The organism is Pseudomonas iridis (assembly GCF_017980685.1).
In the GTDB taxonomy this organism is placed as follows: domain Bacteria; phylum Pseudomonadota; class Gammaproteobacteria; order Pseudomonadales; family Pseudomonadaceae; genus Aquipseudomonas; species Aquipseudomonas iridis.
On sequence record NZ_JACXXO010000001.1, the window covers coordinates 980,819 to 992,685 of the forward strand.

The window sequence follows — 11,867 nt, forward strand, 5'->3', positions numbered from 1 at the left end:
TTGGGCTTTGTCTGTTGTGTCGCGCTTGAAAAGCTGAACACGGTGCCATGAAAACAGGTGTTTATCCGCGTGGAAAGACTTTTTTACGCAGCCTCTCGAACTCGTTCCAGCGCGCAGTCAACCCAAGCCACGCCGGCCTTGATCACTTCCCGCGCTTTGGCTTCTCCGATCCCGGCCGCCCGGGCAATTCGCAGAGCAGGCCACTTGGCTCCAAAGTAAAGCCAGATGAAGTCGCCCATCTGCGTATCTCGACTGATCAGGCGGGCCACTGCGCCGTCGACGATCAGCGCTAGGTCATCGGTCAGGCTGTATTCCTTCACCCCACCAGTGCACGGCGTGTTGTCTCGAATCAGCGCATACAACGGCGACACGTAGCTCGGAACTCCCATGCCGTCCATGCGCCAGAAGCCCCACTGTTCCAGCAGCCACTCAGTGTCGCCCAGAGCCTTGCCCACGTACGTTCGTTTTTTCATGCTGCCTTCCTCGGGCTTGGCTCATCCATGCCGAACAGCTCCCGAAGCAGCTTGTTGGCGATCTTGTTTTTTGCGTTGCCTTCAGTGATCCAGCGCCGGGCGAACTCCTCGAAACCCAGGTTGGCGCGGGACGCGTGCCAGTCGGCAATAATGTCCATGAACGCCGCCGACCCGATCCGGCCATTGGTCTTTTCCAAAAGCAGGCGATTGCCCTGTTTCAGGAACTGGCACTCGACTGGGGTCAAGCTTTTGCGCGGCAGCGCCGCTGTTACGTTGTTCATAGCGTGGCACTCCGAACTTCCAGATATTCGTTGGCACTGATGTTGTTGCGCGATTGGGCGGAGACAGCAAAGCTCCACGTGCGATACGCGTCCGCCGGAGAACTGCCGATACCCACCCAAGGGTTGTCCTTGACGAAGCACCAGTAGGTGGACTGACGACCGATGATCGTTACCTTCGGAAGGCGTCCGGTGAACCCGATCTTGTGCTGAGCCAGCCAACCCTCGACGGCCGGCCAAATGATCGCTTGCTCGGCTTTGGCGAATGCCCCCTTTCCACCGGTGCTGTAAACCTCAGCGAGCCCATAGTCTTGGTTCGCCACCCACAGAATGAAACCGGTAGGCACGTGCCCGAGTTCGTACCCCTTCATCTTCCAAACCCAGTCTTCCGGAAAGTCACGGATCGAGGCGGCAATGCGCTCGGCTTCCGGGTATTTGGGCGCTTTCACAAGCACCGCACCTTTCGGGAGAATTTGTGCCTTGCCGTGTTCCAGCGATAGCGGCTGTTCAACCTCCACTTTCATTGTTTCGTCAGTTGGCGAACCAGCGCTCTGGGGCAAGCGAACGAAGACATTGCCCGGTTCGAGCGATCTATCACCGGTCAACCGGCGAAACAGTTTTTGCAGTTCGGAGATCATGCCTTTTTCCTCCCTTTGTACTGTTCGGAGAAGGGGCGGGCGATTTCCACCTCTTCCTGGGTGGGCTCGCGGCCCGCAAAGTTTACGAAACGGCCAAATTGACCTTGGCGCTGTACTAGGCATGAGCCAGCTTCCGCCTGGCGTCCCTTGTCGAGGATCAGCTCAGTAACTCCCTGTTCTCCCATTTCAGACTCTCGGTCGTAGTGCACCAAGATCACCGCGTCCGCATCCTGCTCGATCTGGCCACTCTCCTTGAGGTCGCTCGCTTGCGGCTTCTTGTTGGTCCGATTAGCCGGGCCACGGTTTAATTGAGCGAGCACCAGTATCGGGATGGCGAGCTCTCGACTGAGGTTCATGATTGCGATGGACACCTTGGCCACCGCATCCGCCCGGTTCTGTGACTTCCCATCACTCCCCACGATCTGCACGTAGTCGATCATCAGGATGTCCAGCCCGACCTCGCGGCGAAGCTTGAGCGCTTCGGCGCGAATCGCCGGCATCGTCAGCCCTGGCGTGTCCAGCAGGTAGAGTTCGGCATCTTTGATTTTTCCGGCCGCAACGCCGATCCGTGTCCACTCTTCCTGCTCCAGGCACTTGACCTCATCCATCCGGCGCAGATCTACGCCGCCCAGACTCGCGATCGTTCTCAACGTCAGTTGCTCGCCCGGCATTTCGAGACTGACAACCAGTCCGACGCCGCGACCTTGGGTGGCAACGTGATTCATGATCTGCAGGCCCAGCATCGTCTTGCCGCTACCAGGGCGACCGCCTATCACCACCATCGACTTCTGGCGCAGAAAGCCAATCAGCTTGTCGAGTTCCGCAAGCCCGGTGGATAGTTTCGGTGGCGCCCGATCGTTGAGCACGTCATCCATGTGGTCGAGCACCGACGGCAATACGTCGCTCATGCGCTTGTAACCGGCCTTGCCGGATGCTTGCAGGTCTCGCAGGTCCGCCAGCGCCAGGCCGCATTGATCGAGGATTTCATCCGCCGGAAGATCATCGTCGACGCAGGTGTCAACGATGCGCCCGAGGTCACGAAACTGGCGCACCAGCGCCCACTTCCTAACGGTCTGGGCGTAACTCTTCCAGTTAGCAGATGACGGAACGCCCCGGCAAATATCGATGGTGTATTGCAGGGTGGATGCTCCGCTTGGCAGGTAGCGCTGTATTGACCCGAGAGTCACTGCGTCAACTGGCATCCGCTGCCCATGGCAGTCGCAAATCACATCGAACAGCGCCGCGTTATCTTCGTGCCAAAAGTCGGCCGACTTCATCTGCAGGATGATCTCGTCCAGCATTCCGGCGCTTTGATTGAGCGAGGCAATCATGATTGCGCCCAGCACGCCCTGTTCTGCCTCAATGCGGTAATACTTGTCCTCTTGGTTCATGTGCGCCCCCGTGCCGAGGCCCAGGTGAAGCCGACCAGCAGCGCTTTGTTTTCGCGTAGCCGGTCCAGCGCCCGGGCTCCGATGTATTGCTCGAGGCTTGGTGTCGGCTTTCCGTCAGCGTCCTGTTTCGACGTGGCCGGCAGATTGGAGACGACCACAGTGGGGAGAACCATCTGATACCTACGATCAACGATTTCGTGGAGCACGCCCAACTCGTATTCGCTCCCCTTCTGCGCGCCGATCTCATCGATCACCAACAAATCAAAGCTCGCCAGTTCATTGATCACGTCGCCCTCCGTGTAACCGGAGTCCCGCGCCATTGAGCGCTTGAACACTCGAATAATCTCAGCGGCCGTGGTGATCACTGCCACCGCACCGTGCTGGCGAATAACGTGCTGAACGATGCCGCTGGCCAAGTGAGTTTTGCCGGTGCCGATATTTCCGCACATGAGTAGATTGCGGCCTGCCTGAAAATGCTCGCCGAAGTTATCGGCATAGCCCCGGCACGTTTCGAGCGCCTGGATCATGGCCGGTGTGTTGGCTCGATAGGTGGCGAAGGTGCTTTCGGCAAAGCGAGGCGTGATGCCAGAGCCCACCAGCGCGCTGTTGACGCTTTCCGCTTGCAGGTTGGCCAGCGCCAGCGAATGTTCCTCGCTGGGCCTAGGCGCCACGCGCAGGCCGTGGAATTGGCACTGCTTGCACGGACGCACAGCCATCGAACCATCGAACTGCTCAACCTCCGAGCGATCAACCGCGCCGTGCATAGGGCATTCGCCGGCGAAGGTGCGCTGTACAGGCTGGCGACGGAAATTAGAACGCTGGGCCATGGCCGCCCCCTTGATACATGTCGTCGGTGTGTTGCGGCAGGCTGATGTAGGACGAAGGCTTCCCGTTCTTCGCCCCAGCGCCTGGCAGAACCGAATCGGGATAGATGTCCGACCAGCTGCTCGTTGTGGACTTATCCAGCACCGCGTCAGGCTCTGGATGGTTGGCCAGCTTCTTGGCGATCAGCTCGCAGGCACGGAGTGTTAGCGGTGCCCGTTTGGCCTTTCGCATTTCACAGAAATCTGCCCACGCCTTTTCGGAAGCGTTCGCCGGTTTGGCGGTAAGCGGATCGAACTTCTGGGCTTTCGACTTCCCTCCTTTCTCTGGCGCCCTGTCGCCTTCTTTTTGGTTAAGGATGGTTAATGGGTGGTTAATGGATGGATTGGGTGCACGCTGTGCACCCCGTTCGGTCGTGGCGTGCACCCCGTTCGGTTCCGGCGTGCACCCCGTTGTGTCTTCGCGTGCACCCCGTTCAGTACGGGGTGCATCCTGTGCACCCCGTGAAAGATCAAGGTCATAGCACACAGGAACGCGATCTCGCTGGGTGATGTACGCCGCGGCAATTGCCTGATTGCCACGGCGGATCAGGCCGGCCGACTCCAACTCTCGGAGCCGATATTGAACCGTGCGAGGCGCCAGCCCAGTGTCCAGCGCAAGACTGGAAACAGCAGGAAAAGCAGCACGTCCGGACTGGTCTGCGTAGTTGGCCAAGCACAATAAAACGTGCCGCGAATGCGACTCGGTGACTTCCTGCTGCGCGAGCGCCCATGCCATGGCTTGAACGCTCATAGCTCCAACTCCCCAGTCACGCGGCGGATGAAGGCGTCGTATCCCTCGGCCATGACCAGCCCCTGATCTTCCAGCGCTTGGCGGTAGGCCTTGGCCGATCCATACAGAACCCAGCGATCGCGCTCTGGCAGTCCCTTGAAACGGCTGTAGCTCGGCCACGGTCCGGCGATCACCGATACCGGACCCTGTTCGGTGGATGAGATATGCGGGAGGCGGCTCATTGCAGAGTCTCCCCTGGCTTGCGGCCAATCCCGGCACCCATGGCTTCCACTGAGCCACCAGACAGACGTAACACCAGCAGGCGGAGTGCGGTGGTGGAATCAATGGAGAAAGTGCGTGCCTCATCAAGCGCCAGCCCTGTCGGCGAATGATCCATAATCAGGGTTCGCGTGCGATTGCTGTAGTTGAACGCTGCGCAAGCCAGTTGTTGATCGGTCAAGCCATCGAACGCTTCGTCAGGCAGACACTCGGCCGGGTACCCGACAACAGGGATTTTATTTTCTGGACGTGCCTCACCCGCCAGCAAGTGGCGACTCATTGCGTCAAAATGGTCTTTGGCAACCTGGTCTGCATCGTGGCCAGTCCTGCGCCGAAACAGCACCTTCAATGCATAGAACGCACGGATCAGATCAATGTGCGTGTCACCCTCTTGCTCGATGGTGTACTCGGGCTCGCTAATGACCTCAAGCGTGTCCTTGACGACCTCGAAGCATTTCAACAACAGCGCGGCGTCATTGTTTTTTTCGAAGAGGGCCTCGTCGATGTGCTCCACTGGCAGCGTCGATGGAAATTCAATAACGTTTTTCATTGGGCACGCTCCAGACGCTCAACTAGATTGCGCAACTTGCGCTTGAGCCGTGTGGTGAGGGCGCGCTGATCAAACCAGCGGCTGTACGCCCCCTGGGTGAACTCCACGACACCGCGATATGCAGGGTCTTCGAAATCGAAGCGGGTACGCTCGCCATTTCCTGGCCGGCCATGCGCCTGAAAATAAGTCGCGTACATCGCGCTCAGCTCGCGCTTCAGCGAGTTGCGCAGGATTTCGGCCTGCTGGAAGTCAATGGCGGCCTCGGCGATCAGGGTCATGAGTTGTTCGTAGGTAGGTTTCTTGTTCATGCTTGTTCTCCGTCGGCGCCAAACAGGTCAACCAGATCAATATCAAAAACGGCTGCCCAGGCAGCAGCCGGCCAGGCTTTAACGCCCTCGGAATAGCGCTTGTCTGGGACGGTCTCCGGGGTTACACCATTCGCCTTGCACCACCGGCGAAGGTTGACGAAGCTGAAACGCCGGCTGAGGGCGGCTTCGACCTTGAGAATGGTGGCGTGCCGAGTGCTGAAACCAAGCTCGTCACGCAGGCGCGCAGCCTCTCGCACAGCGGCGCTTGCTGTGGCCATGGCGGTTGCTTCACGTTTGGCACCGATCTGCGCCTTGGTTGCAATGGCGTGATCGCGCTGTTCGATGGCGAGCTGTTCGGAGCGCTTGGACTCCAGTAAGTGCTCCAAAGCTTGGATGTAGTTTTGAGGCAAGGCTGGCGCCTGCTGTTGACTCTCAAGCTCATTGAGTCGAGCCAGAACTCGACGGCGAACACCTTTTGACTCGCGCATCGCAACCAGCTTGCACTGATCACGAGTGAGGCGAAGAGCCTCGGACGGGCGCCCAGGTCCATCCGCCTTTATTACGAAAGTTTCGTAATATTCACCATCCAGCTCATCGCGGCACCGCGCAACAAAGTCGTTGTGCCGGACTTGCGATTCTCCGAACTCAGCGCGAGCCTCATTGACCAGCATCAGCAGGTCGTTCGTGGGCATGGTGACGGCATGGTCGTCTTGGAATTTGGCGATGGTCATATAGCGACTCCAGCCATGGTGACGAGGGTTTCGGGCGTCTCACCTGTGAGGGCAGCAAGGCGGCCAAATACGTAGTTGTGGATATCGGCAGAGCTAGCCCCTTTTGCATCGAAAGCGTGCAGTGCCATCAATGCACCTATCACGCGCTGGGCTTGGGCGAGTTTCTCCGCTGGGTCGACAGTGAGCTCGGCGCGTCGCAGAAACTCGTCAATCACTTCGAGCGCAGACCGACGCTCAATGCAGCCTGCGTTGAATGAGCCGTATAGCCGCCAAGGCGAACTTGGAAGTGGACGCTTGGACCTCTGGATAGTGGCTTTCATCGACATGCCTCCACATTGACCGCATCGTGAGCAGCGCCGGCGTGGCGATGCGGCCATAAGAAGTTACGACTAGCAAAAGTGATCGCTTCGAGACGGGCCTCGATTTCCGTAGCCATCGGGTTAGTCCCGCCGCCAAGTGCGGGAACTACCTGCGCCAGCAGGATTGAACGCAGCTCGTTAAACACAGCGCGGGCCTCATTCATGCGTGCCATGTCTTCTGGACTGACAAGCACGCCGCGCAGGATTTCACCCTCAATAACATTGAGGTCGATGAGTGACAGTGATGTACTCATGTGCGCGCCTCCGCAACCCGCGACACGTTTTTGGTATTCGCGTTTTGTGTCGCGGAATAGATCTCTTCGACTTCTTCCGAGGCTCGCGCAATGACGTCCTTGATCCATTCGCCACCGCTACAGGAAATCTCCAGAGCATTAGCCACCAGGGAATCCAGAGGGGAGTTCTCGATGGTTAGAGTTCCAGTAACTTCCAGCTGGTGAGTGAGATGCCGGATGATGCGCTCGGCGCATTGCAGGTCTTCCAGCATGCCTTGGGCGCAGTCGGCTGCTTTTCCGAGTTGAGCCGTCATTGGGCAGCCCTTTCGTCTGCGGCCCGATGCAAGCCGTATGAACCCGCATCCATAAGCGCCTTCCCGACTTCGAGAAGGCAATGAATGGCGTAAAGGTCATCAGCATCGGGCTCGCCATCAATAAAGCGGTTAACCATGCTAATGGTGGAGGCAAGGAGTGAGCTACCGACGTTCACAGCATCAATCGCTGCAACGTTTGGGTTGACGACGAGCATCTCGTGGCCGCCACGGGCGTAGAACGCCGTATCGCTCACCAGTGGTTTTACTGTTCTATCCAGTTGCGTTTGGTTTTGGGTGGTGCTATTTTTTGGGCGTGACATATCGTCTTCTCCGACGAAGATTCAAAGAAGTCCCCGGCAAGGGACTGATTAAGAAGCCAGCCTCGACAGCTGGCTTTTTGCTGTCTGGGGTTTAGCCAGACAGCAAATACAGGGATGGGCAGGCGTTCATGCCGAAGCCTGCAGGTTGTGGTTTTCTGGGCTGTCCAGGGCGAGGATCATCTGAAGATGGTTCCGTCCGCGCTCCACCTCGGCGATCAAGCCAGGTTTCTCGCGCTTCCAATCAGCGAGATCACGGCCGCTTGCGCTTGCCCGCGATTGACGATCATCAAGTTGCTTACAGGCGTGGTTGAACCGCCCCATCGCAGACGGGAAACCGCGAAGAAGCGCATCAATCTGCGTGTCGCACCAGACAGCGAAGTCGTCATCGAGCCACTGCGCGAAACGCACACCCAACTTCGGATGCAACCACGTCCCTGCCTTGCCGCGCCCCCTGACAGTCTCGACAAGTTTGAAGTCCGAAAATCGGACCTCATTGGCGAGGTGCCTTGTCATAGCTGCCATGTAACTCTTGGTGCTTGGAAGCTCCAGCCATTTGATGGGTTTCTTGCCGAAGCGTTTAGCGACTTCGGTGGCGTTGATCCAGCCGTCAGTGTTGAAGCGCACAAGTTGGCCCTGATACTCGAACGGAATGACGTTGTTCATCAGGCCACCTCGGTACTGGATGAATGAACAGATGGATTGCCCGACTCTTCGGAGATCAGCGATAGGCGTATCGTTTTACTCAGCATCGGGCCATTTCCAAGCCTTGAGCTCCTCGCGGCACACGAGGGAAAGCTTCTAATTTCTATAGCGGTGAACGTCCCGTCGAGCTGTTCAATGACGAGAACATCTCGACCGGTACGAATGGCCTTGCTCAGCGCACCTTGAGTCATACCTAGAAGCAAGGCTGCCTGTGGCTGACCGCGATCCTTTGCAAAATCTTTAAGATTGATCCGCTTCACGGCCAATTCTCCAAATAGAACTTTGGGAAAATAGTACCTATGGCATTTTCACAAAGCAATACCTTTGGCATTTGTGAAACTATTACCGATGGGAATATTATCAACTGATGAAAAAACCATTACCTGCTGACCGTAAAGAAGAATGCCTACGCTTGAAGGCAATTTTCACAGCCAAAAAGAAGCAGCTGAAGCTGACTCAGGAAAAGCTGGCTGAGCAACTCGGGATTAACCAGAGCTCCGTCTCACACTATCTGAACGGTGTGAACCCGCTGAACACAGAGATAGCGGCTGCATTCGCCAAAATCTTGGACGTGCCAGTTGCTGACTTTAGTCCGCGCCTGGCGGGGATCATTGAAATGGTTGCGTCGTCGCGCGTCACCGCAGACTCATTTCGGACAACCTGGGCTAAAACTGCTCGCATTATTGACGCGCCACCACGCGAGCAATACGTCCTAATTCCTCAGTATTTGGACGATAACTCTTTCGTGCCCAACGTGAACGACGAGCATCGCGGGCTGACCGAAGGTATGGTGTTCAGGCGCGGATGGCTTCAAGAAATGGGAGTTTCGTTTAGCAGTCTCAACATCGTTTATGCCGGCGACGATAGTATGGCGCCACATATTTTGTCCGGTGACGTGGTCATGATTGACACGTACAAGCCGACCTTGAAGGATGGTGAGGTATATCTCGTCCGTATGCCTGATGGCAGGACCAGCGTCAGGCGGGTAGCGCAGCAGATTTCGGGAAACTGGATGCTTAGGTGTGACAATCAAGACAAGCAACTCTTCCCCGACGAGGTTATCCCAAGCTCAGCAGCCGTCGAGCTCCCATTGATTGGAAGAGTGGTATGGCGCGGGGGCAGTGTGAGGGTATCCAGACCTTAGCCGTAAAAAAGCCGCCGCTTTGAGCGGTTTTTTTTGGCTTGTGAAAAATAATATTGCCAAAGGTATTTACTTAGATAATTACCTTTGGTACTTTTTACTCCATCGCACCCAGCATGGAGCTTCACCAAATGACCAACACCACTCTCACCGCCGGCAACTGGCAGGGCAATCTCAAGATGGGCCTAGCTCCTCGCGAGCTTGAGGCCACCCTTTGGGCTGCCGCCGATCTGACGGTGAAAGAGATTGGTCGCGTCATGGGCATCAGCCCAAATACAGCCGAGAAGCGTCTTGACGCTGCTCGCTTCAAGCTGGGCGCCAAGACGATGCGCGGCCTAGTCGTTGAGTGCATGAAGCGTCAGATCATCACCCCGATGGTCATCCTGCTGTGCATGGTGCTTACCGCCCAACAAGCCAACACCGAACAGTTCAGCCGCATACGCCGCCCAGGCGAGCGCAAGTTTGAAACCCGAGTGGCCATCCGCCGTATCGAGGCCGCTCAAACCGTTTAAGCCCAACTGAATTTTGCGAAAGCCAACAACGCGGCGGGCCATCGGCTTGCCTGAAGAAAACTATCAAGGAGCAACACCAGTGTTGATTTTGACCAGAAAGCCAGGCGAAACCATCCGCATCAACGACGACATCAGCGTCACCGTACTCGGCGTCTCCGGCCAGCAGGTACGCCTGGGCATCACCGCGCCGGCAGAAGTCGAAGTGCACCGCGAGGAGATCTACCAGCGTATTCAGGCTGAGCAGCAAGAAAAAGGTGACGCCCATGCGTGACACTCCATTCGATTCGAGAACCGCCGACAAGTTTGTCGCACGCCTGCCTGACGGCCTGCGCGCAGAGATTGAGGCAATCGCCAATGCCAGTGACCGCAGCATGAACGCCGTGTTTGTTCAGGCCGTTCGGCAGTACACAGACGGTCAGAAGCGCCAGCAACTGTTGCTCGATGCTCTGGCAAACGCTGCCACTTCCTGTATGCATATCGACGACCGCGTGCAGATGGCTGCCAATGCTCGGCGTTATGAGTGGCTGCGGGATCGGCAGATCATCGATGACCCCGACACCGACATTCTGGTGATGGCGGGCGATATCTACTTCACCGGCGCCGAACTCGACAAGACCATCGACGACGCGATGCGCCTGGCCCGCCTCGAGGAGTTGCATCCATGCGAGCAATGATCATTACCGCCCTTCTGTTGGTCGTCGGCCACGCCGGCGCCAACGAGCAAGTGATCAGCGTCCAGCACGACAGCGCACGCGGCGTGACCTGCTGGATCTTGAACAACACTGGCATCAGCTGCTTGCCGGATAGTTCGCTCCCAGAGAGCGGAACTATCGGGCGTAAGGCAGGCCGGGCGTCTCAGGCCAGTTCAGTGACTGAGAAAGGGCTTTCGGTGGCCACTCCGCTCTCACAGGACGAGAGGTTCAAGCTATGACCAGTCCGAACAGTTTTCTGGAACGCGACCGTGAGGGCGTCACCGGAGGCAACGAGTTTGCAAGCCTGGGCGCCCGCCTCGTTCGTTTCGGCCAGGCCCTTCAAGAGCCCAGCACCACCGTCAGTGAGTTATCCAGGCTGGCCGGCGCTTGCGGGATCTCGTTCAAACTCCGCGCCGTGGCCGACTCCGAGGAGCGGAATCATGAATGAGAGGATTTTTGGAGGAGCCTGCGGATTCAGCTGCAATGCTGCGCGCCTTGTCCACTCCCCACGAAAGCGCGGCAGTCATGGTCTCGTCGGTTCGCTCGGTGTACGCCTCTTCATGAATGATGCGAAGACTTTCGGAGTAAACGCCCAGAAACAATTGGGTAACACCCTGTCGAGAAAGTCTTACTTGAACATCAATAATGATTCCGTCGCTAACAACTTCACTATGAGTTCTGTGGTGAAGCTCGCAATCGGCCCACAACCAAAATGTCGATCCTCGATGTGGCATGTTCTTCCTGCTCCTATACCTAGAGACCATTTTGGAAACAAAACCGAACCGCTTAAATACTTGCAGTTATTCATGGAGTCAATAGCGTCTCATAAACGATACAGATGTAACGTTTTAGCAGCTCCATTGATTGGTATTGAAGAAGGGCGGTCCATGGCTAAGACAATTCTGCGGGTTCGCCAGGGAGCGATCGCCTACTACCTGAACGAGTCGTCTACCGGTGCCAAGAACAGCGGTCGTCGTTTCATCCTGAGTCGCACCAGCGACTACGGGAAAACCAAAGACGGCTGGATCAAGGTCAACACTGGCGAACACCAGGCGCCGCTGAATATCGCTGGTGACATTGAGCGGTTCTACGCCTGCGACAGTCTTTACGCAAGCAAGCCGCATCGCTCACATGTGGACCGCCATACCATTCGAGGTTTGGCCGGCAAGTGGGAGGGCGTGGCATTTCCAGCTCGCATGACGCATGGCCGTGACGCGACACAATCCACGGATAACGAAAACGTGTCGCGACACGAAGAGCGGTGAAGCTATGCGCTACGTGACCGTCAGGAAATTCGCCAGCGAGTCTGGCTACACAGAAGACGCGATCCGCTCAAAGATCCGTGACGGGATC

The 11,867-nt window shown here is 57.2% G+C and carries 22 protein-coding genes; 6 read left to right on the top strand and 16 right to left on the bottom strand.

What is annotated here, in order from left to right; genetic code table 11:
• Window positions 1-83 precede the first annotated feature (83 nt).
• The 16 genes from IEQ42_RS04615 to IEQ42_RS27510 all read right to left on the bottom strand — a co-directional run bounded on the left by IEQ42_RS04615 (window position 84) and on the right by IEQ42_RS27510 (window position 8,429).
• Window positions 84-473: an antiterminator Q family protein gene (locus IEQ42_RS04615; RefSeq protein WP_210702694.1), complete on the bottom strand. Its 390-nt coding sequence runs from the start codon at window positions 471-473 to the stop codon at window positions 84-86.
• On the bottom strand, window positions 470-754 hold the full coding sequence (locus IEQ42_RS04620) for a hypothetical protein (protein WP_210702695.1): 285 nt from the start codon (window positions 752-754) through the stop codon (window positions 470-472). The genes IEQ42_RS04615 and IEQ42_RS04620 overlap by 4 nt, the downstream gene beginning before the upstream one ends.
• On the bottom strand, window positions 751-1,389 hold the full coding sequence (locus tag IEQ42_RS04625) for a hypothetical protein (RefSeq protein WP_228731928.1): 639 nt from the start codon (window positions 1,387-1,389) through the stop codon (window positions 751-753). The genes IEQ42_RS04620 and IEQ42_RS04625 overlap by 4 nt, the downstream gene beginning before the upstream one ends.
• Window positions 1,386-2,780: a replicative DNA helicase gene (locus IEQ42_RS04630; protein ID WP_210702696.1), complete on the bottom strand. Its 1,395-nt coding sequence runs from the start codon at window positions 2,778-2,780 to the stop codon at window positions 1,386-1,388. The genes IEQ42_RS04625 and IEQ42_RS04630 overlap by 4 nt, the downstream gene beginning before the upstream one ends.
• Window positions 2,777-3,607: an ATP-binding protein gene (locus IEQ42_RS04635; RefSeq protein ID WP_210702697.1), complete on the bottom strand. Its 831-nt coding sequence runs from the start codon at window positions 3,605-3,607 to the stop codon at window positions 2,777-2,779. Before IEQ42_RS04635 ends, IEQ42_RS04630 begins: the two co-directional genes overlap by 4 nt.
• Complete coding sequence (locus IEQ42_RS04640; RefSeq protein WP_210702698.1) at window positions 3,591-4,394, bottom strand: helix-turn-helix domain-containing protein; 804 nt, start codon at window positions 4,392-4,394, stop codon at window positions 3,591-3,593. Before IEQ42_RS04640 ends, IEQ42_RS04635 begins: the two co-directional genes overlap by 17 nt.
• Window positions 4,391-4,615 carry a hypothetical protein gene (locus IEQ42_RS04645; protein ID WP_210702699.1) on the bottom strand — a complete coding sequence of 75 codons (225 nt, stop codon included), beginning with the start codon at window positions 4,613-4,615 and terminating at the stop codon, window positions 4,391-4,393. Before IEQ42_RS04645 ends, IEQ42_RS04640 begins: the two co-directional genes overlap by 4 nt.
• Window positions 4,612-5,202, bottom strand: coding sequence for a hypothetical protein (locus IEQ42_RS04650; protein ID WP_210702700.1), 591 nt, complete (start codon window positions 5,200-5,202; stop codon window positions 4,612-4,614). The genes IEQ42_RS04645 and IEQ42_RS04650 overlap by 4 nt, the downstream gene beginning before the upstream one ends.
• Complete coding sequence (locus IEQ42_RS04655; protein ID WP_024011517.1) at window positions 5,199-5,510, bottom strand: hypothetical protein; 312 nt, start codon at window positions 5,508-5,510, stop codon at window positions 5,199-5,201. Before IEQ42_RS04655 ends, IEQ42_RS04650 begins: the two co-directional genes overlap by 4 nt.
• Window positions 5,507-6,241 carry a Rha family transcriptional regulator gene (locus tag IEQ42_RS04660; protein ID WP_210702701.1) on the bottom strand — a complete coding sequence of 245 codons (735 nt, stop codon included), beginning with the start codon at window positions 6,239-6,241 and terminating at the stop codon, window positions 5,507-5,509. Before IEQ42_RS04660 ends, IEQ42_RS04655 begins: the two co-directional genes overlap by 4 nt.
• Window positions 6,238-6,561 carry a hypothetical protein gene (locus IEQ42_RS04665; protein ID WP_024011515.1) on the bottom strand — a complete coding sequence of 108 codons (324 nt, stop codon included), beginning with the start codon at window positions 6,559-6,561 and terminating at the stop codon, window positions 6,238-6,240. The genes IEQ42_RS04660 and IEQ42_RS04665 overlap by 4 nt, the downstream gene beginning before the upstream one ends.
• Complete coding sequence (locus IEQ42_RS04670) at window positions 6,558-6,854, bottom strand: hypothetical protein (protein ID WP_210702702.1); 297 nt, start codon at window positions 6,852-6,854, stop codon at window positions 6,558-6,560. The genes IEQ42_RS04665 and IEQ42_RS04670 overlap by 4 nt, the downstream gene beginning before the upstream one ends.
• The gene (locus IEQ42_RS04675; protein ID WP_024011513.1) at window positions 6,851-7,147 is read right to left on the bottom strand and encodes a hypothetical protein; all 297 of its coding nucleotides are present in this window, start codon (window positions 7,145-7,147) and stop codon (window positions 6,851-6,853) included. The genes IEQ42_RS04670 and IEQ42_RS04675 overlap by 4 nt, the downstream gene beginning before the upstream one ends.
• A complete protein-coding gene (locus tag IEQ42_RS04680; protein WP_024011512.1) occupies window positions 7,144-7,467 on the bottom strand; it encodes a hypothetical protein in 324 nt (107 codons plus the stop codon). The genes IEQ42_RS04675 and IEQ42_RS04680 overlap by 4 nt, the downstream gene beginning before the upstream one ends.
• Window positions 7,468-7,593: 126 nt before the next feature.
• Window positions 7,594-8,130, bottom strand: a complete 537-nt coding sequence (locus IEQ42_RS04685) for a KilA-N domain-containing protein (protein WP_210702703.1) — start codon at window positions 8,128-8,130, stop codon at window positions 7,594-7,596.
• Complete coding sequence (locus tag IEQ42_RS27510; protein ID WP_210702704.1) at window positions 8,130-8,429, bottom strand: Cro/CI family transcriptional regulator; 300 nt, start codon at window positions 8,427-8,429, stop codon at window positions 8,130-8,132. Before IEQ42_RS27510 ends, IEQ42_RS04685 begins: the two co-directional genes overlap by 1 nt.
• Before the next feature lie 107 nt (window positions 8,430-8,536).
• On the opposite strand from IEQ42_RS27510, the gene IEQ42_RS04695 reads away from it, so the two are divergent.
• From IEQ42_RS04695 to IEQ42_RS04720, 6 genes are all read left to right on the top strand, one after another.
• Window positions 8,537-9,313 (top strand): LexA family transcriptional regulator, encoded by a 777-nt coding sequence (locus tag IEQ42_RS04695; RefSeq protein WP_210702705.1) that lies wholly within the window; start codon window positions 8,537-8,539, stop codon window positions 9,311-9,313.
• Window positions 9,314-9,441: 128 nt separating this feature from the next.
• The gene (locus IEQ42_RS04700; protein WP_210702706.1) at window positions 9,442-9,822 is read left to right on the top strand and encodes a helix-turn-helix transcriptional regulator; all 381 of its coding nucleotides are present in this window, start codon (window positions 9,442-9,444) and stop codon (window positions 9,820-9,822) included.
• A gap of 79 nt (window positions 9,823-9,901) precedes the next feature.
• A complete protein-coding gene (csrA, locus tag IEQ42_RS04705) occupies window positions 9,902-10,093 on the top strand; it encodes a carbon storage regulator CsrA (protein ID WP_210702707.1) in 192 nt (63 codons plus the stop codon).
• Window positions 10,086-10,496, top strand: a complete 411-nt coding sequence (locus tag IEQ42_RS27515) for an Arc family DNA-binding protein (protein WP_338109770.1) — start codon at window positions 10,086-10,088, stop codon at window positions 10,494-10,496. Before csrA ends, IEQ42_RS27515 begins: the two co-directional genes overlap by 8 nt.
• A 253-nt stretch (window positions 10,497-10,749) precedes the next feature.
• Window positions 10,750-10,962, top strand: coding sequence for a hypothetical protein (locus tag IEQ42_RS04715; RefSeq protein ID WP_024011503.1), 213 nt, complete (start codon window positions 10,750-10,752; stop codon window positions 10,960-10,962).
• Between the two features lie 439 nt (window positions 10,963-11,401).
• Window positions 11,402-11,779 (top strand): hypothetical protein, encoded by a 378-nt coding sequence (locus IEQ42_RS04720; RefSeq protein WP_210702708.1) that lies wholly within the window; start codon window positions 11,402-11,404, stop codon window positions 11,777-11,779.
• Window positions 11,780-11,867: the final 88 nt, after the last annotated feature.

Bases quoted from the DNA above. Each gene is read 5' to 3' on its own strand.
- IEQ42_RS04615 (WP_210702694.1), bottom strand. From the start codon at position 473: ATGAAAAAACGAACGTACGTGGGCAAGGCTCTGGGCGACACTGAGTGG.
- IEQ42_RS04620 (WP_210702695.1), bottom strand. From the start codon at position 754: ATGAACAACGTAACAGCGGCGCTGCCGCGCAAAAGCTTGACCCCAGTC.
- IEQ42_RS04625 (WP_228731928.1), bottom strand. From the start codon at position 1,389: ATGATCTCCGAACTGCAAAAACTGTTTCGCCGGTTGACCGGTGATAGA.
- IEQ42_RS04630 (WP_210702696.1), bottom strand. From the start codon at position 2,780: ATGAACCAAGAGGACAAGTATTACCGCATTGAGGCAGAACAGGGCGTG.
- IEQ42_RS04635 (WP_210702697.1), bottom strand. From the start codon at position 3,607: ATGGCCCAGCGTTCTAATTTCCGTCGCCAGCCTGTACAGCGCACCTTC.
- IEQ42_RS04640 (WP_210702698.1), bottom strand. From the start codon at position 4,394: ATGAGCGTTCAAGCCATGGCATGGGCGCTCGCGCAGCAGGAAGTCACC.
- IEQ42_RS04645 (WP_210702699.1), bottom strand. From the start codon at position 4,615: ATGAGCCGCCTCCCGCATATCTCATCCACCGAACAGGGTCCGGTATCG.
- IEQ42_RS04650 (WP_210702700.1), bottom strand. From the start codon at position 5,202: ATGAAAAACGTTATTGAATTTCCATCGACGCTGCCAGTGGAGCACATC.
- IEQ42_RS04655 (WP_024011517.1), bottom strand. From the start codon at position 5,510: ATGAACAAGAAACCTACCTACGAACAACTCATGACCCTGATCGCCGAG.
- IEQ42_RS04660 (WP_210702701.1), bottom strand. From the start codon at position 6,241: ATGACCATCGCCAAATTCCAAGACGACCATGCCGTCACCATGCCCACG.
- IEQ42_RS04665 (WP_024011515.1), bottom strand. From the start codon at position 6,561: ATGAAAGCCACTATCCAGAGGTCCAAGCGTCCACTTCCAAGTTCGCCT.
- IEQ42_RS04670 (WP_210702702.1), bottom strand. From the start codon at position 6,854: ATGAGTACATCACTGTCACTCATCGACCTCAATGTTATTGAGGGTGAA.
- IEQ42_RS04675 (WP_024011513.1), bottom strand. From the start codon at position 7,147: ATGACGGCTCAACTCGGAAAAGCAGCCGACTGCGCCCAAGGCATGCTG.
- IEQ42_RS04680 (WP_024011512.1), bottom strand. From the start codon at position 7,467: ATGTCACGCCCAAAAAATAGCACCACCCAAAACCAAACGCAACTGGAT.
- IEQ42_RS04685 (WP_210702703.1), bottom strand. From the start codon at position 8,130: ATGAACAACGTCATTCCGTTCGAGTATCAGGGCCAACTTGTGCGCTTC.
- IEQ42_RS04695 (WP_210702705.1), top strand. From the start codon at position 8,537: ATGAAAAAACCATTACCTGCTGACCGTAAAGAAGAATGCCTACGCTTG.
- IEQ42_RS04700 (WP_210702706.1), top strand. From the start codon at position 9,442: ATGACCAACACCACTCTCACCGCCGGCAACTGGCAGGGCAATCTCAAG.
- IEQ42_RS27515 (WP_338109770.1), top strand. From the start codon at position 10,086: ATGCGTGACACTCCATTCGATTCGAGAACCGCCGACAAGTTTGTCGCA.
- IEQ42_RS04715 (WP_024011503.1), top strand. From the start codon at position 10,750: ATGACCAGTCCGAACAGTTTTCTGGAACGCGACCGTGAGGGCGTCACC.
- IEQ42_RS04720 (WP_210702708.1), top strand. From the start codon at position 11,402: ATGGCTAAGACAATTCTGCGGGTTCGCCAGGGAGCGATCGCCTACTAC.